This window comes from Nonomuraea sp. B10E15, from assembly GCF_039871615.1.
Lineage (GTDB): Bacteria > Actinomycetota > Actinomycetes > Streptosporangiales > Streptosporangiaceae > Nonomuraea.
Genome location: NZ_JBDPMB010000015.1, coordinates 178097 through 198073, shown reverse-complemented (window position 1 = coordinate 198073; position 19977 = coordinate 178097). Strand labels below are relative to the sequence as shown.

The window sequence follows — 19977 nt, the reverse complement described above, 5'->3', positions numbered from 1 at the left end:
ATAGATGCCGAGTGAGCAACTTTTCTCATTGAGCATATATTCCCCGACGGTAGAGTGAGCGCATCGTGACTCCTCCGCTTTTGAAAGGAAGCGGCTTCTCGCTAAGCCGCTTGCGCAGCCTGGCGAAGGGCAAGCCCTGCCCTCAAGATGTTGACCGCCGCGTTCACGTCGGCGTGCGCGGCATGTCCGCACGCCGTACAGGCGAACGCGGCCTGGGTGACGCGATTCTCCCGTGCGCAGTGCCCGCAGCGGGCACAGGTGCGGGAGGTGCCGGCAGGGTTCACCGCGATCAGCTCTCGACCGGCGCTTTCAGCCTTGTGCGCGAGGATCGTCAGGAACACCCCCCAGCCCGCGTCCAGGATCGACCGGTTGAGGCCGGACTTGGCGGCGACGTTGCGGCCGGGGGCTTCGGTCGTGCCGGACGCCGAGCGGGTCATGTTCGCGATCCGCAGGTCCTCGTGCACGATCACGTCATAGGCGGTCACCAGGGCGAGCGCGGCCTTGTGGGCGTGGTCGAGCCGCTGGCGGCGGACCTTGGCGTGCAGCGCGGCCACGCGGGTCACCGCCTTGCGCCGCCGCTTGGAGCCCCGTTTCTTGCGGGCGAGGTCTCGCTGGGCGTCGGCCAGACGGCCGGCGGTGGCGGCCTGGTGGCGGGGGTTGGCCGCCCGGCCGCCGTCGGAGGTGGTGACGAGCGAGGCCACCCCCATGTCGATCCCCGCGACCGCGCTGGTGGCGGGCAGCGGTTCGGCGGGCACGTCGTCGCACGACAGCACCACGAACCACCGGCTGCCTTCCCGCTTCACCGCGATCGTCTTCACCCGGCCCTTGACCGCGCGGTGCCGGTGGACGCGGACGTGCCCGACGCCCTGCAGGCGCACGTAGGTGACGGTGGGGTGGCCGGGCTGGGAGTCCCACCGGCAGCCGTCGCCGTCCTTCGGCCACTCGACCGTGCCGAACCGGCCGCGCCCCTTGAAACGCGGGAACCCCGGCGCGCGTCCGGCCCTGACGCGGTCGAAGAACGCGCGAAACGCCTTGTCGAGCCGTCGCAGGGTGGCCTGCTGGGACGAGAACGACCAACGCCCCTGCCCGTCCGGGTCATCGGCGCGGATGTGTTTCAGCTCGGCCGACTGATCGCCGTACCGGACGCTCACGCCCGCCTTGGCGTAGGCGGTGCGGCGGTGCTCCAAGGCGGCGTTGTACAGCGTGCGGTGGTCTTCCAGGCACGCCGCGAGCGCCGCCGCCTGCCGGGCGGTGGGGCGCAGCAGGAATTTGAACGACCTGCGCACACCCACCTCCCGTCACGTTCGGTAACGACAACGCCACGATATCGGCTGGCGCCGACAAAACCAGGAAGGGCATCTGTGACGCGCGGACCCGACAGGTCAGGGCACGTTCAGGCCTTGACGGCCCTCCCGCTACCGATTCACCCGTCGCCTCAAGGCGACGGTCCCCTCGGGAGGATCTGATGGAGACCACGGTGGGGCTGCGCGAGCGCAAGAAGGCCGCGACGCGGCAGGCCGTGCACGAGGCCGCGCTGCGGCTCGTGGTCGAGCACGGGCTCGACCACGTCACCGTCGAGTCGATCGCCGACGCGGCCAACATCTCGCGCCGCACCTTCTCCAACTACTTCGCGGGCAAGGAAGACGCGGTGCTCTACGGGGAGGAGCAGCGTTTCCGCACCCTCGTACGGAAGGTCCGCGCCCAGCCGCCCGCCCTCAGGGCCTGGCCGGCGCTGCGCGGCGCGACCGAGGAGCTCTACCAGGAGATGGGCGAGCCCGAGCGGGAGTGGGCGCAGCGCACCCGGCTGGCCCGGCAACACCCGTCGCTGCTGGCCCGCCAGCTCGCCAACCACGCCGCACTCGAACGCGACCTGTCGGAGGCGCTCGCCGAACGGGCGAGCGGCATACCGCCCCGCGTGATGGCGGCGGCCTTCCTGGTGGGGCTGCGCATCGCCGCGAACGTCTGGAGCGACGAGCAGGAGTCCCGCATGCTCATCGACGTGATGAACGAAACCCTCGACCAGATCGCCCGGCCCTTCACCTGATCGCCGGGGAGCGCACCGTGCCGCGTCGCCGGCCGAAAGACTAGTGCGGGCTCCACCACCAGGTCTCGCCCGCGCGCCCGTGTGCACGGGCCGCGCCGCCGATTCACTGGTCGGCATGACGATCACACGGATGGTTCCCGGCCGCTGGGTGGAGGGCACGGGCGCGGTGCTCGGGCCGCCGCTGCTCATCGCGGGGGTGCTCACCCGGATCGGCGAGGACGACTTCTTCCCCGGCCAGCTCGCCGCCTACGCCGCCGATCCGGGGCGGATGGCCGTGTCCTACGCCCTGTTCACCGCCGGCGTGGTGCTGCTGTGGCCGGCGGCCACCGCGCTGGCCCGGCGGATCGCCGCCACGCACCCGGGCTGGGCCCGGTGGGGGGCCACGCTGGTGGTTCTCGGGCTGTTCGGGCGGGTCTTCCACGCCGGGGTGAGCCACCTGGCCTTCCAGATGGTGGACGAGCTCGGGCTGGAGGCGGCGCAGCGGGCGGTCGCGGACACGTACGGCGCGTTCCACGTCTTCAAGGCGGTCAGCGTCTGCATCGTGGCCGGCTGGATCGTGCTCGCCATCGGCGCCTACCGGGCCAGGGCGTTCGGCTCCGGCGCGTACGGCGTGGTCAGGTGCGTCGCGCTGGCGTTCGGGCACGCGCTGCCGCTGGGCGTGCTGAAGGGCGCCGCTGATCCGATCTCGCTGGCCGCCCTGGCCGGGCTCGCCGTCGCCCTGGTGCCTTTCGGCGTCGGCGTGCTGAAGGACGGGCCCGCGCCCCGATGGCAGGCCGTCGCCCTCACCGTCGTGCTGGTGCCGGTCGCGTACGTCCTCGGGATGTACGGCTGAGCGCCCGCCAGGGTCAGCGCGGGGCAGGGCCGGTGCTGGCGCGCGTCACGAGCTCGGCCGCCGGGGCCGGCACGTGACGCGGCTCGCCGCCGTCGAGCAGCTCGAACAGCAGGCGTACGGCCTGCGCGCCGAGCGCGTCCACGTCGCGGCTCAGCACGGTCAGCGCCGGGCGTACGGCCTGGCAGAGCGGGAAGTCGTCGCCCGCCACGAGGGACAGCTCGCCCGGCACGGCCAGGCCCATCTCGCCGGCCACGCTCAGCCCGGCGACCGCCATCACGTCGTTGTCGTAGACGATGGCCGTCGGCCGCGGCGTCGAGCTGAGCACGCGCCTGGTCACCTGCGCGCCCGCCTCGCCGGTGCGGTCGGTGGGGATGAGGGTGCAGGCCATGCCCGCCCGCTCGCAGGCGGCGGCGAAGAGCCCGGCCCGGCGCGCGGCCGGCAGCAGGCCGGCGGGCCCGCACACCCGCGCCACCCGACGGTGGCCGAGCGCGGCGAGATGGCCGGCGACCAGGCCGGCGCCGACGGCCGGATCGGACCAGAGGTGCGTCAGCCCGTGGGGCCCGCTCGGCTCGCCGAGGATCACGGCGGGCAGGCCCATGGACGCCAGAGCGCGCGGGCGCGGGTCGTCGAGCGCGAGGTCGGAGACGATGACGCCGTCGACGCGGCGCTCACCGTGCCAGCGGCGGTAGACGTCCAGCCCGTCGTCGTGGCCGGTGACGAACTGCAGCACGAGCCCGAACCCGCGGCCCGCCAGCTCGGCCTGGATGCCGCTGATGAGGCGGCGGTGGAAGGTCTCGACGGACAGGCCTGGCGACGGGCGCGACACCGCCAGCCCGATGGCGTGCGCCGCCGCGCCGTGCAGGGCCTGCGCGGGGACGCTGGGGAGGAAGCCGAGCTCGGCGGCGATGCGCAGGATGCGCTCGCGCACGGCGTCGGACACCCCGGGACGGCCGTTGATGGCGTAGGAGACCGCCACGCGGGAGACTCCGGCGCGGCGGGCGATGTCGCTCATGGTCGCCTGCCGCCCCATCGCACCTCCACCCGCCGGCCTACGGACATGCTAAGGGTGGCCCGCCGCCGGCGGGACGGTGGCGCGGTGCCGCCCAGGAAGGCCCCGCGGTCAGCGGGACGGCGGCGCGGTGCTGCCCCGGGGCGTGAGGTGGGCCGGCTCGTCGTGCACGTCACCGGGCCTGTCATCGGGCCCGTTGCCGGACCCGCTGTCCATGGCTGCCAGCAGCAGCCGGGCCGCGTGCACGCCGTAGGCGCCGATGTCGCGGGTGAGCGCGGTCAGCGGCGGGTGCAGCAGGTGGCAGATGGGAGAGTCGTCCCAGGCCACGATGGACAGGTCGGCGGGCACCGACAGGTTCAGCTCCTGGGCGACGGTCAGGCCCGCGATGGCCATGATGTCGTTGTCGTAGATCAGCGCGGTGGGCCGGTCGTCCGCGAAGAGGAGCCGCCTGGTGGCCTCGGCGCCGTGCTCGGCGCTGTAGTCGGTGGGCACGGTCACCGCGCTCACCCCGAGCCGCGCGCAGACGCCGGTGAACACCTCGGTGCGGATCGCGGTGTGCGCCAGCTCGGAGATGCCGCTGATCCGCGCGATCCTGCGGTGGCCGAGCGCCGCCAGGTATTCCACCGCCTCCACCATGGACACCCCGTCGTCGGACCAGATGCTGGCAAGCCCGCCCGCGGCCGACGGCGGGCCGATGACCACGGCGGGCAGGCCCAGCTCGCGCAGCGCGCTCACCCGCGCGTCGTGCACCCGCAGGTCGCAGACGAGCACGCCGCCGACCCGGCTCTCGCTCCACCAGCGGCGGTAGAAGCCGATCTCCTCGTCCTGGTGCGCCACCATCTGCAGCAGCAGCGCGTAGGAGCGGGTGGACAGCTCCGCCTCCAGGCCGCTGATCAGCTCCATGAAGAACGGCTCGACCCCGAGCGTGGCCGGTGGGCGCGGCAGGGCCAGGCCCACGACCTTCGCGGGGGCGCCGGCGAGGGCGCGGGCGGCGCTGTTGGCGCGGAACCCGAGCCGGTCGGCGATGGCCAGGATGCGCTGCCGGGTCTGCGGCGAGACGCCCGGCTGCCCGTTCAGCGCGTAGGAGACGGCCCCCTTGGACACGCCCGCCTCCTTGGCGATGTCCGCGATGGTCGGTCGCTTCACGGCTGGCCTCCCGGGTGACTTTCACGGTTCACCGATCGTACGGGCCGGGCGGGCTGCTGTCGCGGGTGTCGAGCCGGCAGCGGCCCTCGTGCTGCTGATGGACGTTGACGGTCATCGGGGGCCCACGTAGAGTCTGGCTCGCTTACTCGGTTTAGCTCCCAGCGTCAGGAGACCACGTGTACCGTCCGCTGCACGACGGCTGGACCCTCCGCCCTGACGGCGACACCCCGGTGGGCCCTGCGGTCATACCGGCCGCCGTTCCGGGCAGCGTGCACACCGACCTGCTCGCCGCCGGCCTGATCGACGACCCCTACCTCGACGACAACGAGACGCGGCTGGGCTGGATCGGGCGTACGGACTGGGTCTACGAGACGTCCTTCGAGTGGAGTGACGACGGTCACGAGCGGGCCGACCTGGTGTGCGAGGGGCTCGACACGGTCGCCACCGTACGCCTCAACGGCCACGAGGTCGGCGCCACCGCCAACATGCACCGGTCCTACCGGTTCGCCGCGCGCGACCTGCTGCGCGAGGGCGCCAACACGCTCCAGGTGTCCTTCCGCGCCCCCTACGCCTACGCCGAGGAGCAGCGCGCGCGGCACGGCGAGCGCCCCGGGGCCTACGACGAGCCGTACGCGTTCATCAGGAAGATGGCCTGCAACTTCGGCTGGGACTGGGGGCCCACGCTGGTGACCAGCGGCATCTGGCGGCCCATCGGCCTGCACTCCTGGTCCGGCGCGCGCCTGGCCGAGGTCCGCCCGCTCGTCCGCGGCGACGGCGTGGACGTGCACGTACGCGTCGACCGCACCGGCGACGCGCCGGTCACCGTCACCGCCGACGTGGCGGGCGTGCGCGCCGAGGCCAAACTGGCCCACGGCGAGAGCGAGGCCGTGCTCCGCCTCGACGTGCCGGGGGCCGAGCGGTGGTGGCCGCGCGGCCACGGCGCCCAGCCCCTCTATCCGCTCACCGTGCGCGCCGGCTCCGACCGGTGGCGGCGCGAGATCGGGTTCCGCACGGTCGAGCTCGACACGGACGCCTTCCGCCTGATCGTCAACGGCCGGCCGGTGTTCGTGCGAGGCTTCAACTGGATTCCCGACGACTGCTTCCCCGCCAGGACGACCAGGCAGGACCTGGAGGAGCGCTTCGACCAGGCCGCCGCCACCGGCGCCAACACGCTGCGGGTGTGGGGCGGCGGCGTCTACGAGTCGGAGGACTTCTACACCCTGGCCGACCGCATGGGCCTGCTCGTCTGGCAGGACTTCACGTTCGCCTGCTCGGCCTACCCCGAGGAGGAGCCGTTCCGCTCGGAGGTGGAGGCCGAGGCGCGGGAGAACGTCGCCAGGCTGGCCGCCCATCCCAGCCTGGTGTTGTGGTGCGGCAACAACGAGAACATCGAGGGTCACCAGCACTGGGACTGGCGCGAGCGGCTGGCCGGCCGGAGCTGGGGCGCCGGGTTCTACTACGACCTGCTGCCCGGCGTCGTGGCCGAGCTCGACCCGACGCGACCCTACTGGCCGGGCAGCCCCTACTCGGGTGCGCCCGACCGCGACGTGCGCGACCCCTCGACCGGCACCGTGCACATCTGGACCGTGTGGGGGCAGGGCCGCGACTACACGCACTACGCCGACTACGAGCCGAGGTTCGTGGCCGAGTTCGGCTACCAGGGCCCGCCCGCCTACGCCACGCTGCGGGCCGCCGTCTCCGACGAGCCGCTCGCTCCCGGCTCGGCCGGCGTCACGCACCACCAGAAGGCGGTCGACGGCAACGCCAAGCTGCTGTCCGGGCTCGGCGACCACCTGCCGCGGCCCGCCACGTTCGACGACTGGCACTACTACACGCAGCTCAACCAGGCCCGCGCGATGGCGTTCGGGATCGAGCGGTTCCGCTCGCTCATGCCCCACTGCATGGGCACGGTGGTGTGGCAGCTCAACGACTGCTGGCCGGTGACGTCCTGGGCCGCCGTCGACGGCGCGGGCCGCAGGAAACCCCTCTGGTACGCCCTGCGCCGCGCCTACGCCGACCGGCTCATCACCTGGCAGGACGGCGAGATCGTGCTGGTCAACGACACCGACGAGGAGTGGGCGGGCACGCTGGAGCTGGCCCCGCGCGACCTGGGAGGAAGGGCGCTCGCGGCGCACGGACAGCCTGTCGCCGTGCCCGCCCGTGCCACGCTGCGCGTCACCCCACCGGATGACCCGGCGGCCGGGCTGCTCACCGCGGAGCTCGGCGGCGAGCGCGCCCTGTTCGTGTTCGCCGAGGACCCGGCCGCCGGCTATCCGCCGGCCGAGTTCACCGCCGCGGTCGAGCCGGAGCCGGGCGGCGTCGCGGTCACCGTCACCGCCGCGACCATCCTGCGCGAGCTGGCGCTCTTCCCCGACCGGCTCGACCCGGCGGCGGCCGTGGACGACCAGCTGGTCACGCTCCTGCCGGGGGAGAGCGTCACCTTCCACGTCACCACCGGACGCGACCTGGACCCGGCGGCGCTGACCTCCTATCCGGTGCTGCGCTGCGTCAACGAGCCGCGGCCGTCACCCGCCTAGCGGGGTGCGGGCGAGCGCCCGCTTGAGGATCTTGCCCGTGGGGCTCATCGGCAGCTCGTCCACGAACGACAACCGCCGCGGGTATTTGTAGGCGGCCACGCGTTCCTTGACGAAGTCGCGCAGGTCCTCGCGGGTCACCGGGGCGCGCAGGGTGACCGCCGCCTCGATCTCCTCGCCGAGCTCCGGGTGCGGCACGCCGTACACGGCCGCCTGGCGCACGGCCGGGTGCTCGTACAGGACCTCTTCGACCTCGCGCGGGTAGACCGTGTAGCCGCCCCGGATGATCACGTCGCGGCGGCGGTCGACCAGGAAGAAGTAGCCGTCCTCGTCGACCCTGCCGAGGTCGCCGGTGTGGAACCAGCCGTCGCGGATGGCCTCGGCCGTGCCGGCGGGGTCGTTCCAGTAGCCCTTCATCACGTTGGGGCCGCGGACGACGACCTCGCCGATCTCGCCGGGCGGGGCCTCGGCGCCGTCCTCGCCGACGATCTTCATCTCGACGTCCCTGATGGGCCAGCCGATCGAGCCGGGCCGGCGGTGGGGTCCGCCGCGGTTGGTCGCGGCCACCGGGGAGGTCTCGCTGAGGCCGTACCCCTCGATGATCTCGCAGCCGAACCGCGCCTCGTAGGCCCGCAGCACGTCCAGCGGCAGCGCCGCCCCGCCGGACGCGCAGACCCGCAACATCGACAGGTCGGAGGCGCCGGGGTGGTCGAGCAGCGCGATGAACATGGTCGGCACGCCCTGGAAGACCGTCACGCCGTCCCGCCTGATGACCTCGAGCGCGCGGCCGGCCTCGAAGCGCCGCAGCAGCGTCAGCCGCGCGCCCGCCTGCACGGTCGCGTTGAGCGAGCAGGTCTGGCCGAACGTGTGGTAGAGCGGCAGCGCCCCCAGCACCACGTCGTCCACGCCGAGCGCGTGCATGCGGGCCACGGTCGCGGCGTTGCCGGCCAGGTTCGCGTGGGAGAGCTCGATGCCTTTCGGGCGCCCGGTGGTGCCGGAGGTGTAGTGGATGACCGCGGTGTCGTCGTCGCGCGTGCCGGCGACGTCGCGGTCGGGCGCCACCTGGCGCAGCAGCCTGCGGAACTCCTCGGGGACGACGAAGAAGCAGTCGGCCTTCGTGCCCGCCGACCCCGCCTCCGCCGTCTCCGCGAACGCGTGCCAGGCGATCAGCAGCCGCGCCCCGCAGTCACCCAGGTAGGCCGCGATCTCCCGCCGCTTCAGCAGCGGATCGAGCGGCACCACCACGGCCCCGATCCGCAGCACCCCGTAATAGACCACGCCGAACTCGGGCACGTTCGGCAACATGATCGCGACCCGGTCGCCGGGGCCGATGCCGCGGCAGCGCAACAGCCCCGCGAGCCGGGCGCTCAGCTCCGACAGAGCTCCGTACGTGAGCTCCGCCTCGTCCAGCGTGAGAACTGCTCTGCCGCCGAGCCGCTCGGCGGTGGTGAGGAGCCGGTCAGCGAGGTTCATGGAAAGACCGTACGTCCGCTCTCCCACGCCCCTCATTGGTCGCGGTGGCCAGTCTTTCCCGGCCGGAATTGGTCGGCAAAGCGTCCTGGAGAGCGATCGCGACGAGCAGGTCGACGAGATCGTTGATGGAGCGCAGGCTCCGGCCCGTGCGCTCCTGGATCCGGCGCATGCGGTACTGGGCGGTGTTGGGATGGATCTGCAACCGTTCTGCCGCGGCCCGCAGGTTGAGGTCGGCGGCGGCGAACGCCCTGATCGTGGCCGTGAGCACGCCGCCACGCGCGCGGTCCTCCGACAGCAGCGCCGAGATGCGCGGATCGACCAGGTGACGGGCGGTGTCGTCGGCCTTCAGCGCCAGATACTGGAACGGCGTGATCCGCGGCAGCGCGGCGACGCCGCCCTCCTCGGGCACGAAGTCCAGCACCGCCCTGGCCTCCTGGTAGGCCTGCGGGATCTGCGCCGGGCCCGCCGCCACGGTGCTGATGCCCATGGCCAGCCTGATGCCCTCGCCCGCCAGGCTCTCCAGCACCTCCTGCAGCCGGTCGCAGAGCCCTCCCGGGTCGGCGCCGGGGCCGAGCACGGGGATCGCCACGATCTCCGACTGGCGCACGACCGACAGCGTACGGGTGCCGTTGCCGCCGGTCCTGGCGATCGCGGCACAGGCCGCGTGGCGGGCGTCGGCGCCCCGGTCAGGGCCCGTCGTCACCGCCGAAGGCGAGCCGACCAGCACCGCGGTCACGACGAGCAGCGGCGTGCGGGACGCCAGGCCGTGCGCCTGCGCCGCGGCCAGTTCCCTGCCGCGCGTCGGCACGCCGCCCACCAGCAGCGTCTCCAGCAGGTCACGGCTCTCGCGGACCGCCTCGGCGGCGGCGTACTGCTGGAACTCCATGTACGCGTTGGCCGCGTGCGTGCTGGCGAAGTCGCAGTAGCGCATCAGGGGGGACGCCAGCGACAGCGCCGCCTCGCGGCCGGCCGGCGTGCGTCCGGCCCGGTCGACCACCGACTGCCAGAACACCTGCTGCCCGACCCTGAACGCGTTGATGTAGTCGGCCAGCGCCACCCCCGCCCTGGCCCGGCGCATCGCCGCCCGCCGGGTGAAGGCGATGTCCTCGAACGTGACCGTGCGCTCCTCCAGCAGCACGGCCAGCTTGGCGCGGTAGTGCTTGACCACCTGGTCGCGCACGTCCGCGTGGAAGTCGGGGCCCTGCGCCGCGTAGGCGGGGATCTCCTCCCGCATGGTGGCGAGCGCGGCGGCGGCCAGGGACGGGAGATCGTCGAGGAGTTCGGAGAGGATGCGCGCGCGTTGCGCGCGGACCGCCTCCGCACCAGTGAGCGTTTCCGTGCTGGAACCACTGGACATGCCGGGATGATCCATGGCCATGGGCGGGCGGTCAACGGGTCGTAACCGGTATGAGACCCACGCTGTGCTCAGAGGACAACTCGCCTGAGACATCTTGGGTCACCGTGCCCAATGCGGCGCTTCGCGGCCGGATCCTACGCTGAGCCCAACTTCAGAACATTGTTCTCCAGGAGGCCGGATGCTGGAGGTACACGATCTTACCGTTCGCTTCGGGGGCATCACGGCGCTGGACGGCGTCGGCTTCGACGTGGGGCGCGGCGAGATGGTGGGGCTCATCGGGCCGAACGGCGCCGGCAAGACCACCCTGTTCAACTGCCTGACCCGGCGGTACGAGCCCGGGTCGGGGACGATCGTGTACGAGGGCGGCGACCTGACGGCCGTGGCCCCGCACGCCATCGCCGGGCTCGGCATCGCCAGGACGTTCCAGAACCTCGGCCTGTTCCCGCGCCTGTCCGTACGCGACAACGTGCTCGTCGGCGCGCACCACCGGGGCCGGGCCGGCTTCCTGTCGGCCGGGTTGCGCCTGCCGGGCGTGCGCCGCGAGGAGCGCGCGTTGGGCGCCGACGCGGACGGGGTGCTGGAGCGGCTCGGCCTGACCGGGGTGGCCGGGCATCCGGCGACCGGGCTGCCGTTCGGCACGCTCAAGCGGGTCGAGCTGGCCCGCGCGCTCGTCGGCCGGCCCCGGCTGCTGCTGCTCGACGAGCCGGTGAACGGCCTCAACGCGGCCGAGGTCGAGGAGTTCGCGACCACGCTGAACGCGCTGCGCTCCGAACACGACCTGACCGTCATCGTCGTCGAGCACCACATGGGGTTCGTGATGGGGATCTGCGAGCGCATCGTCTGCCTGGACTTCGGCCGCAAGATCGCCGAGGGCCCGCCCGCCGAGGTGCAGCGCGATCCCGGCGTCATCGAGGCCTACCTGGGGACGGCGCCATGACGGATCTGGTGGTGGAGGAGCTGACGGCCGGATACGGCGACGCCCGCGTGCTGCACGGCGTGAGCCTGACCGTCGGCCAAGGGGAGATCTGCGCGATACTCGGGCCCAACGGGGCGGGCAAGACCACGCTGCTCAGGGCGCTGTCCGGCATGATCAGGGCGCGCGGCACCGCCACCCTGGGCGGCGCCGACCTGACCGGCCGCTCGCCCGACACGCTCGCCCGGCAGGGCATCGCCCACGTCCCCGAGGGGCGTGGCACGTTCGTGCCGCTCACCGTCGAGGAGAACCTGCGGCTCGGGGCCTACGTCCGCAGGCGCGGGGCCGGCGTGGAGGCCGACCTCGACCGCATCCACGGCTATTTCCCGGTGCTGAAGACGCGGCTCAAGCAGGCCGCGGGCAGCCTCAGCGGGGGCGAGCAGCAGATGCTGGCCATCGGCCGGGCCCTGATGTCGCGCCCTCGGCTGCTGCTGCTCGACGAGCCGTCGCTCGGCCTGGCTCCGCTGGTCACCCGGGAGCTGTTCCGCATCGTCCAGGCCATCAACGCAGAGGAGCGAACCACCGTGGTCGTCGTCGAGCAGAACGCCCATCTCGCCCTCGGCATCGCCCAGCAGGCGCACGTCCTGGAGACCGGGCGGATCGTCCTGTCGGGCACGGCCGAGGAGATCAGGGCCGACGAGCAGGTCGCCCGGTCCTACCTCGGATACCGGGTGTAGCCGATGGCCGGATTTCTGCAGCAGGTCGTCCAGGGGCTCGGCGCGGGCGCCATCTACGCCAGCCTGGCCCTGGCCCTCGTGCTGATCTACCAGTTCACCGGCATCGTGAACTTCGCCCAGGGCGAGCTGGCCATGTTCTCCACCTACGTCGCCTGGCAGCTCACGGCCGCCGGGCTGCCGTTCTGGCTGGCGCTGGTGGTCACCCTGGCGGTGTCGTTCGCCGGCGGGATGCTCATCGAACGGGTGATCATCCGGCCCGTCGAGGGCGCGCCCGAGCTGACCCTGGTGATCGTCACCGTGGGGCTGTTCATCTTCGTCAACGCCGCCGCCGGGTGGATCTGGACGTTCCTCATCAAGGACTTCCCGAACCCGTTCCCCGCCGGCGCGCTGGAGGCGGGCGGGATCAGCGTGAGCTTCTCCACGCTCGGCGTGCTGGCCGTCGTGGGCGCCGTCATGGGGCTGCTGTACCTGCTCTTCCGGCACACCAAGATCGGGCTGGGGATGCGGGCGGTGGCCACCAACCCCGAGTCCGCCCGGCTGGTCGGCATCCGGGTGGGCTGGACGCTCGCGCTCGGGTGGGGGCTCGCCTCGACCGTGGGCGCGGTGTCGGGGGTGCTCGTGGCGCCGCTGCTGTTCCTCGAGCCCAACATGATGGGCGGCGTCCTCATCTACGCGTTCGCGGCGGCGACGCTCGGCGGCTTCGACAGCCCGCTGGGCGCGGTCGCCGGCGGCCTGATCGTCGGCGTCGCGGAGACGCTCGCCGGGGCGTACGTCGGGTTCATCGGATCCGACCTCAAGGTGGGCGTGCCGCTGGTGATCATCCTCGGTGTCCTGCTGCTGCGGCCCCAGGGCCTGTTCGGGCGAGCGGTGGTGGAGCGGGCATGAGCGAGGCCACGAACGCCGCCCGGGCGCGGACCGCCACGCCGCCCCCGCCCCCCGCGCCGCGGCCCGCTGAATGGTGGCGGTCGGCGCGCTGGCGCTGGGGCGCGGCCGCGCTGCTCGCCGCGGCCGCCTGCTACGCGCCGTTCCAGCTGGTGCCGTTCCACGTCTTCCAGCTCACGATGGTGTTGATCTACGCGGTCGCGCTGCTCGGGCTCAACCTGCTGGTCGGGCACGCCGGGCAGATCTCGCTCGGCCACGGCGCGTTCTTCGCCATCGGCGCCTACACGGCCGCCATCCTGCTCGAACACTGGGCTGTGCCGTACCCGCTGACCCTGCCCGTCGCGGCCGGGGCGGCGTTCCTGCTCGGCCTGGCGTTCGGGGTGCCGGCCATGCGGCTGCGCGGCCTCTACCTGGCGCTCGTGACGCTCGCCATCGCGATCTTCCTCGTCCCGCTGCTCAAGAGGTTCGAGGAGCTGACCGGCGGCTCGATGGGGCTGACGCTGGCCAAGCCCGCGCCGCCCGCGTGGAGCGGCCTGGCCGAGGACCAGTGGCTGTACTTCCTCACCCTGGCCGTCGCCGTCGCCGCGTTCCTGCTCTGCGCCGGCCTGCTGCGCTCGCGCGTCGGCCGGGCGCTGCACGCCATCAGGGACAACGAGGGCGCGGCCGAGGTCATGGGCGTGCGGCTGTCGGTCCACAAGACGCTCGCCTTCGCCTGGAGCGCCATGTTCGCCGGGACGGCCGGCTGCGTCTACACGTGGGTGATCGGGTTCGTCTCGCCCGACTCGTTCACCGTCAACCTGTCGATCACGCTGCTGGCCGGCCTGGTCGTCGGCGGGCTCGGCTCGCTGTCGGGGCCCGTGCTCGGGGGCTTGTTCGTGATGTTCGTGCCCAGCCTCGCGCAGGACATCAACGACGCCGCGCCCGGCGTCATCTTCGGCCTGCTGATCATCGCGGTGATGTACGTGGCCCCGACGGGGCTGGCCGGGCTGGCCGGGCGCTTGATCAGGAAGATTCCCCGGAAGGAGTAAGAGGGATGCGAGTATCTGCGATCGGCTGTACGGCGCTGCTCGTGCTCGCCGTCGCCGCATGCGGGGGACGGGACCAGGGCGCCGCCACCGGCACGGCCACGTCGGGCGGCCAGTGCCAGGGGCAGCAGACGACCGGCATCACCGACACGAGCATCAAGCTGGGCGGCATCTACCCGCTGTCCGGCCCCGCCTCCGCCTACGGGGACATCCCCAAGGGCATCAAGGCGTACTTCGACTACGTCAACGCGGAGAAGAACGGCATCGGCGGGCGCAAGGTCGAGTTCGTCGTCCGCGACGACGGCTACCAGCCGCCGAAGGCCGTCGAGGAGGCGCGCAGGCTGGTCGAGCAGGAGCAGGTGTTCGCCCTGTTCCAGACGCTCGGCACGCCGTCGACCACGGCGACCTGGGACTACACCAACCAGCGCAAGGTGCCGCAGATCTTCGTCGCCACGGGCGCGTCGAAGTGGGGCGCCGACACCCAGCACCCGTGGACCATCGGCTGGCAGCCCAACTACATCTCCGAGGCCCGCGTCTACGCCCAGTACCTCAAGCAGGAGAGACCGGACGCCAAGGTCGCCGTCCTCTACCAGAACGACGACTTCGGCGAGGACCTGCTCGGCGGCTTCAAACGGGCCATCGAGGGCACCGAGGTCAAGGTCGTGGCCGAGCAGAGCTACGAGGTGAGCGACCCGAGCGTCGACCCGCAGATGCGCAACCTCGCCCAGTCGAAGGCCGACGTGTTCCTCAACGTCACCACGCCCAAGTTCGGCTCGCAGGCGCTGGCCGCCGACGCCAAGAACACCAAGTGGAACCCGCTGCACATCGTCAACAACGTCGCCGCCTCGATCACCGTGCTCAAGCCCGTCGGCTTCGAGAACGTCCAGGGCGTCGTGTCCAGCACGTACTACAAGGACCCGAACGACCCGACGTGGCAGGACGACGCGGAGATGAAGCTCTACAAGCAGAAGATGGAGCAGTACGCGCCGGGCGACGACCCCAACGTGCCGTACCACACCTTCGGCTGGGCCGTGGCCAGCAGTTTCCACAAGGCCATGGAGGCGGCCGCCTGCCCGACCCGCGAGGGGCTGCGTGACTCGGTGCGCAACATGAAGGGGATCGCGGTCGACATGCTGCTGCCCGGCGTGACGATGGACACCGCGCAGGGCGACGGGTTCCCGATCGAGTCGATGCAGCTCATGGAGTTCAAGGGCGAGCAGTGGGAGCTGTTCGGCGAGGTGATCGACACGCGCAAGGAGTTCGGGCCCCTGACCAACTGACCTGTCAGGTCGCGGCGACGATCGTGCCCGTCGCGACCAGCCGGTCGACCGCCTCGGAGATGGCCTCGAGCGCGGTGTGGCGGGGCCGGTGGCCCAGCAGCCGCGCGGCCTTCTCCATGCTGCAGTGCGGGCTGTGCGCGATGTGGTCGTACGTCACCCGGGCGTCGTCCTCCGTCACCGTGTCGCGCCACTGCTCCCACGGCAGGTAGGCCAGCCGCGCCTCCCGCCCGAACCAGCCCGCCACCGCCTCGGCGTAGCCGCGCAACGTCACGGCGGTGGTGGCCACGGAGTGGAAGCTCTCGCCCCTGGCGGCGGCCGGGCTCGCCATGGCGTCCATGAACAGTCTTGCCACGTCGTCGGCGTGCACGTGCTGGACGGTCTCCATGCCCAGGTTGGGCAGCGCCAGCTCGCCGCCGTCGGCCAGCGTCTGGAAGACGGCCGGGTTGACGTTGCCGGCCGGGTTGACCGGCACCCATCCCGGCCCGGTGATGTGGCCGGGATGGATGACCGTGGCGGGGAAACCGTGGCGGTGCGCCCGGTCGAGCAGGTAGGCCTCGATGGCGGCCTTCTGCCGGCCGTACTCGGCGATCGGCCGGCGCGGCCGGTCCTCGGTCGTCGGCACCCGCGTGCTGGGGCCGTGCACCCAGATCGTCCCGCAGTGCAGGAACTGCCGCACCCGCCCGTCCAGCGCCTGCGCGAGGTGCCTGGCGCTCGCCTCCGTGAAGCAGATCAGGTCGATGACGACCTCGCCGCCGAGCTCCGCGACGCGCCGCCCGAACGAGCCGTCGGCCTCCTCCGCCGTCCGGTCGGCGGTGACCTGCTCGACCCGCCGCCAGGCGGGGTGCGGCGTGTAGGGCTGCCGCTCGCCCCGGCTCACGGCGGCCACGTCGTGGCCCGCGTCGACGAGCCTGGGAATGAGATAGGTGCCGATGTGCCCGCTGCCGCCGATCACCACTACGCGCATGCGCACAGCGTAGACCTCCGTGGCGGGCCGGTCACCGTCGCCCTGGGCGGCCCAGATACGCTCCTGATGTCCAGTTTCGGAGGTTAGGGCTTGTCGGGGGTTGTCGCGGCGTTCGTCGCTCTGGTGTCCGTTGCCGTGCTCGGTTACCTCGTCGGCTGGAGCGGGCTCCTGCGGGCCAGCGACGAACTGGTCCTGTCGCGGCTGGCGTTCTTCGTGGCCACGCCCGCGCTGATGTTCGCCACCGTGTCGCGGGCGGACCTGGGCTCGCTGTTCTCGCCGGTGTTGCTGACCCAGATCGTCGCCGTGGCGTGCGTGCAGCTCGCGTACGTGCTGGTGGCGCGGGCGGTCTGGCGCAGGGACCGGCGCGAGGCGACGATCGGCGCGCTCGCCGCCTCCTACGTCAACGCGGGAAACCTGGGCATCCCCATCTCGATCTACGTGCTCGGCGACGGCGCGCTCGTCGCGCCCATCCTGCTCTTCCAGCTTGTCGTGCTCACCCCGGTCTCCTTCCTCGTCCTCGACAAGGGGGCCAGGTCGGTCCGGGCGGTGCTGCTGCTCCCGCTGCGCAACCCCCTCACCGTCGCCTCGCTGCTCGGGCTGGCGTTCGCGCTGACCGGGACCTCGCTGCCGGTCACGTTCATGCGCCCGATCGAGCTGCTCGGCGGCGCGGCCGTGCCCGTCGCGCTGCTGGCCTACGGCCTCAGCCTGTACGGCTCCCGGCGCGCGCCGGCGACCCCCGAGGACGGCGGCGTCGGGAAGGAGGTCTTCCTGGTGATCGCGCTCAAATCGTTCGCGCAGCCGGGCATCGCCTACCTGACCGCCCGCCTCGCCCTCGGGCTGGAGGGCGGCGACCTGCTGGCGGCCACCCTGTTCGCCGCGCTGCCCACGGCGCAGAACATCTACGTGTACGCGGTCACGTACGACACCGGGCGGCGGCTCGCGCGCAGCGCCGTGCTGCTGACCACGGGGCTGGCCATCCCGATCATGACAGCGATCGGCGCGGCCCTGGGCTGACTCCCGCGGTCGCCGGCTCACCCCCGGCCGCAGCGCTCGCGCAGGGTCGCGACGCCGTCGCCGTCGAGCTCGTCGCAGTGGGCGGTGCGCCCGGTCATCGCCATCACGAGCGCCAGCGTGCTGCCGGAGACGAGCGCCCCCGAGCCGGTCGTGAAAGGACCGTCGGTCGCCTCCAGCCGCAGGCCGCCGATCCGCCCCTTGGCGAGGACGACGAGATCGGAACCCCGGTAGTAGCGCGCCAGGCGGGTGAGCGTGCCGATCGGGTGGTCGCGGCGGATGCCCAGCGGCCGCCTGATGTCCTCCCCGTGCACGACCGTCTCGCCGAGTATCGCGATGGCGGGAAGCGGCGGCGAGGTCGTGCTCGTGACGGCGCGCCGGAAGCCCTCCAGCGTGTCCTTCGGGGTCGCGCCCAGGTGCTCGGCCAGCCGCATCGCCACCTGCTTGTCGAAGTCGAACCTGCAGCGGATCACGCCCGCCAGCCACCTCAGGGCAGTGAGGTTCGCCGAGGACGTGAGGTGGGCGAGCACCTCGCGCACGGTCAGCCCGGCGCACAACGACGGCGTCGCCCACTGATCGTCGGTCAGATCCGCCAGATCCGCCGCGAGTGCCGCCCGCTCCGCGTGGATCAGCGGCCAGACGTCTTCGCCGTGCTTCGTCATGCTGGGTGCTCTCCTGCTGTGGGTCCTGACTCGTACGGAGAGAAGACTCCCGGACGCGGACAAAGTCATCGCTCCCCCTGCCATCGCATCATCGCCATTTGGGGGCAAAAGGGATCTTAAATGTGAAACGTATATTTCGCCGCGCGACGCAGGGAGAACATTTACGTATACGCGTATGATCGCCCTAGAGGGCGCTCGCCCTGGTTGTTACGGTTCTCGCGATACCGCGACTATCCAGGGGGTTTCATGGGCGAGTCCTCGACCGTCCCGCTGCACATGCGGCGGGTGGGGTTCGATCCCGCGCCGGAGCTGACGGCCGCGCGCGACGGCGAGCGGGTCAAGCGCATCACGACGGCGTTCGGCGACGAAGCCTGGCTCGTGACCCGCTACGCGGACGTACGCGAGGTGCTGGGCGACTCCGAGCGGTTCAAGATCGCGCCGCAGGGCATCGCGCGGTTGCCCGGATCCCCCAAGATGACCGAGGAGCAGCGGGCCAAGGTACGCGCGGGCAACCTGCTCGGCGTCGACCCGCCCGAGCACACCCGGCTGCGCAGGATGCTCACCGCCGAGTTCACCATCCGCCGCATGCGCCGGCTCGAACCGCGGATCAAGCGCATCGTGGACGACCACCTCGACGCCATGGAGGCCGCCGGCTCGCCCGCCGACCTGGTGTCGTCGTTCGCGCTGCCGATCCCGTCACTGGTGATCTGCGAGCTGCTCGGCGTCCCGTACGAGGACCGCGAGACCTTCCAGCACCGCACCAGCAGGATGCTGGACATGACGGTGCCGGGGGAGGAGCGGCTGCGCATGCAGTTCGAGCAGCGCGCCTACATGGAGCAGCTGGTCGCCCGCATCCAGGCCGACCCAGGCGACGAGCTGCTCGGCATGCTGGTCCGCGAGCACCCCGACGACCTGACGACCGACGAGCTCGTCGGCATCGGCGGCCTGCTGCTGTTCGCCGGGCACGAGACCACCTCCAACATGCTCTCCCTCGGCACGCTCGCCCTGCTGCGCCACCCCGAACAGCTCGAACTGCTGCGCAAGGAGCCCGAGCGCATCGACGCCACCGTCGAGGAGCTGCTGCGCTGGCTCAGCATCGTGCACTCCGGCACCACCAAGATCACGACGTCCGAGGTCGAGATCGGCGGCCAGACCATCGGGCCGGACCAGCTGGTGATCTGCTCGCTGCCCTCCGCCAACCGCGACCCCGAGCTCATGTCCGGCGCCGACACGTTCGACATCACCCGGGGCGCGCCCGGCCACCTCGCCTTCGGTCACGGCGTGCACCACTGCCTCGGCGCCCCGCTGGCCCGCATGGAGATGCGCATCGCGTTCCCCGCCCTGCTCCAGCGCTTCCCCGAGCTGCGCGTCGCCGACTCGGGCACCAACTTCCGCTCCTTCAGCGTCGTGTACGGCATGACCGCGCTGGAGGTCGCCTGGTAAGCGCTCCTTCACCGGTCCGCTGATCGGCAGGGTGCACCCTGCCGCGCTGCTGCATGCCGAGATCTCCAGGGCGATCGGCAGCCACGGCGGCCTGCCACTCGTCATAGGCGAAGTCGATCGCCTGCTTGAGCGGGGCGGGGAAGCCGCGGTTGTACTCGGAGGTGACGACGACGAACGCGTCCGCGGCGCCGACGGCTCCGGCGAAGCGGCACATGGCCGGCGTCGCCTGTGCCGGATGGCGCGCGGGGGGTCCTGCGGAATCCCGTCCGGGTGTCAGCCGGCGGGCCTGATGGTGTAGCCGACCCCGCGCACGGTGTGGATCATCGGGGGGCGCCGGGCGTCGATCTTGCGGCGCAGGTACGAGATGTACAGCTCGACGACGTTGCCCTGGCCCGCGAAGTCGTAGGCCCACACCCGGTGGAGGATCAGCGCCTTGCTGAGCACCCGCCCGGGATGGTGCATGAGCAGCCGGAGCAACTCGAACTCGGTGGGCGACAGCTTGATCTCCACGCCCGCCCGTCGTGCCTCGCGGGTTCTCTGGTCGAGCGTGAGGTCGCCGACCACGAGCGCGGGCAGGCGTACGGCCTCGGACCACAGGGTCGGGATGGTCGTGTGCATGCTCGTGATGATGGCGTCCGCGCATGAGTTTTTGATGATGACGGTTT

Annotated in this window: 18 protein-coding genes and 1 pseudogene; 10 read left to right on the top strand and 9 right to left on the bottom strand. The window is 72.1% G+C overall.

The features are described from left to right. Positions 1-101: 101 nt before the first annotated feature. Positions 102-1286, bottom strand: coding sequence for a transposase (locus tag ABGB14_RS33685; protein WP_347647884.1), 1185 nt, complete (start codon positions 1284-1286; stop codon positions 102-104). Positions 1287-1465: 179 nt separating this feature from the next. Between ABGB14_RS33685 and ABGB14_RS33680 the strand changes: the two genes are divergently transcribed. After that, on the top strand, positions 1466-2044 hold the full coding sequence (locus ABGB14_RS33680) for a TetR/AcrR family transcriptional regulator (protein ID WP_347647883.1): 579 nt from the start codon (positions 1466-1468) through the stop codon (positions 2042-2044). 115 nt (positions 2045-2159) lie between these two features. Next, positions 2160-2876, top strand: coding sequence for a hypothetical protein (locus ABGB14_RS33675; protein WP_347647882.1), 717 nt, complete (start codon positions 2160-2162; stop codon positions 2874-2876). A 13-nt stretch (positions 2877-2889) separates the two neighbouring features. Here ABGB14_RS33675 and ABGB14_RS33670 read toward each other — a convergent pair whose 3' ends face one another. Then, the gene (locus tag ABGB14_RS33670; RefSeq protein WP_347647881.1) at positions 2890-3906 is read right to left on the bottom strand and encodes a LacI family DNA-binding transcriptional regulator; all 1017 of its coding nucleotides are present in this window, start codon (positions 3904-3906) and stop codon (positions 2890-2892) included. Between the two features lie 90 nt (positions 3907-3996). Then, the gene (locus tag ABGB14_RS33665; protein WP_347647880.1) at positions 3997-5031 is read right to left on the bottom strand and encodes a LacI family DNA-binding transcriptional regulator; all 1035 of its coding nucleotides are present in this window, start codon (positions 5029-5031) and stop codon (positions 3997-3999) included. A gap of 176 nt (positions 5032-5207) precedes the next feature. Here ABGB14_RS33665 and ABGB14_RS33660 point away from each other — a divergent pair, with 176 nt between their 5' ends. Then, a complete protein-coding gene (locus ABGB14_RS33660) occupies positions 5208-7568 on the top strand; it encodes a glycoside hydrolase family 2 TIM barrel-domain containing protein (protein ID WP_347647879.1) in 2361 nt (786 codons plus the stop codon). Here ABGB14_RS33660 and ABGB14_RS33655 read toward each other — a convergent pair. Continuing rightward, positions 7557-9038 (bottom strand): long-chain fatty acid--CoA ligase, encoded by a 1482-nt coding sequence (locus ABGB14_RS33655; protein ID WP_347647878.1) that lies wholly within the window; start codon positions 9036-9038, stop codon positions 7557-7559. The two genes, ABGB14_RS33660 and ABGB14_RS33655, sit on opposite strands and share 12 nt — an antisense overlap. Next, positions 9025-10395: a helix-turn-helix domain-containing protein gene (locus tag ABGB14_RS33650; protein ID WP_347647877.1), complete on the bottom strand. Its 1371-nt coding sequence runs from the start codon at positions 10393-10395 to the stop codon at positions 9025-9027. The genes ABGB14_RS33655 and ABGB14_RS33650 overlap by 14 nt, the downstream gene beginning before the upstream one ends. A 178-nt stretch (positions 10396-10573) precedes the next feature. On the opposite strand from ABGB14_RS33650, the gene ABGB14_RS33645 reads away from it, so the two are divergent. The 5 genes from ABGB14_RS33645 to ABGB14_RS33625 are packed head-to-tail and all read left to right on the top strand — an operon-like array spanning position 10574 to position 15232. Then, positions 10574-11332: an ABC transporter ATP-binding protein gene (locus ABGB14_RS33645; protein ID WP_347647876.1), complete on the top strand. Its 759-nt coding sequence runs from the start codon at positions 10574-10576 to the stop codon at positions 11330-11332. Further along, positions 11329-12045, top strand: coding sequence for an ABC transporter ATP-binding protein (locus tag ABGB14_RS33640; protein ID WP_347647875.1), 717 nt, complete (start codon positions 11329-11331; stop codon positions 12043-12045). The genes ABGB14_RS33645 and ABGB14_RS33640 overlap by 4 nt, the downstream gene beginning before the upstream one ends. A 3-nt stretch (positions 12046-12048) precedes the next feature. Then, positions 12049-12930, top strand: coding sequence for a branched-chain amino acid ABC transporter permease (locus ABGB14_RS33635; protein WP_347647874.1), 882 nt, complete (start codon positions 12049-12051; stop codon positions 12928-12930). Beyond that, positions 12927-13955, top strand: coding sequence for a branched-chain amino acid ABC transporter permease (locus tag ABGB14_RS33630; protein WP_347647873.1), 1029 nt, complete (start codon positions 12927-12929; stop codon positions 13953-13955). Before ABGB14_RS33635 ends, ABGB14_RS33630 begins: the two co-directional genes overlap by 4 nt. A gap of 5 nt (positions 13956-13960) precedes the next feature. After that, entirely contained in the window at positions 13961-15232 is a 1272-nt protein-coding gene (locus ABGB14_RS33625; RefSeq protein WP_347647872.1) for an ABC transporter substrate-binding protein, read from the top strand. A gap of 4 nt (positions 15233-15236) precedes the next feature. On the opposite strand, the gene ABGB14_RS33620 is transcribed toward ABGB14_RS33625, so the two are convergent. Beyond that, complete coding sequence (locus ABGB14_RS33620) at positions 15237-16196, bottom strand: NAD-dependent epimerase/dehydratase family protein (protein WP_347647871.1); 960 nt, start codon at positions 16194-16196, stop codon at positions 15237-15239. Positions 16197-16286: 90 nt separating this feature from the next. Between ABGB14_RS33620 and ABGB14_RS33615 the strand changes: the two genes are divergently transcribed. Next, positions 16287-17210, top strand: a complete 924-nt coding sequence (locus ABGB14_RS33615) for an AEC family transporter (RefSeq protein ID WP_347647870.1) — start codon at positions 16287-16289, stop codon at positions 17208-17210. Between the two features lie 17 nt (positions 17211-17227). Here the strand turns inward: ABGB14_RS33615 and ABGB14_RS33610 are convergent, their stop codons facing one another. Further along, complete coding sequence (locus tag ABGB14_RS33610) at positions 17228-17869, bottom strand: maleylpyruvate isomerase family mycothiol-dependent enzyme (RefSeq protein WP_347647869.1); 642 nt, start codon at positions 17867-17869, stop codon at positions 17228-17230. A gap of 246 nt (positions 17870-18115) precedes the next feature. On the opposite strand from ABGB14_RS33610, the gene ABGB14_RS33605 reads away from it, so the two are divergent. Further along, positions 18116-19312: a cytochrome P450 gene (locus ABGB14_RS33605; RefSeq protein ID WP_347647868.1), complete on the top strand. Its 1197-nt coding sequence runs from the start codon at positions 18116-18118 to the stop codon at positions 19310-19312. 88 nt (positions 19313-19400) lie between these two features. Here ABGB14_RS33605 and ABGB14_RS33600 read toward each other — a convergent pair. Both ABGB14_RS33600 and ABGB14_RS33595 read right to left on the bottom strand, forming a co-directional pair. Continuing rightward, positions 19401-19559 (bottom strand): annotated as a pseudogene (locus tag ABGB14_RS33600) (NAD(P)H-dependent oxidoreductase); the annotation flags it as partial. A 26-nt stretch (positions 19560-19585) separates the two neighbouring features. Then, positions 19586-19930, bottom strand: a complete 345-nt coding sequence (locus tag ABGB14_RS33595; RefSeq protein WP_347647867.1) for a response regulator transcription factor — start codon at positions 19928-19930, stop codon at positions 19586-19588. Positions 19931-19977: the final 47 nt, after the last annotated feature.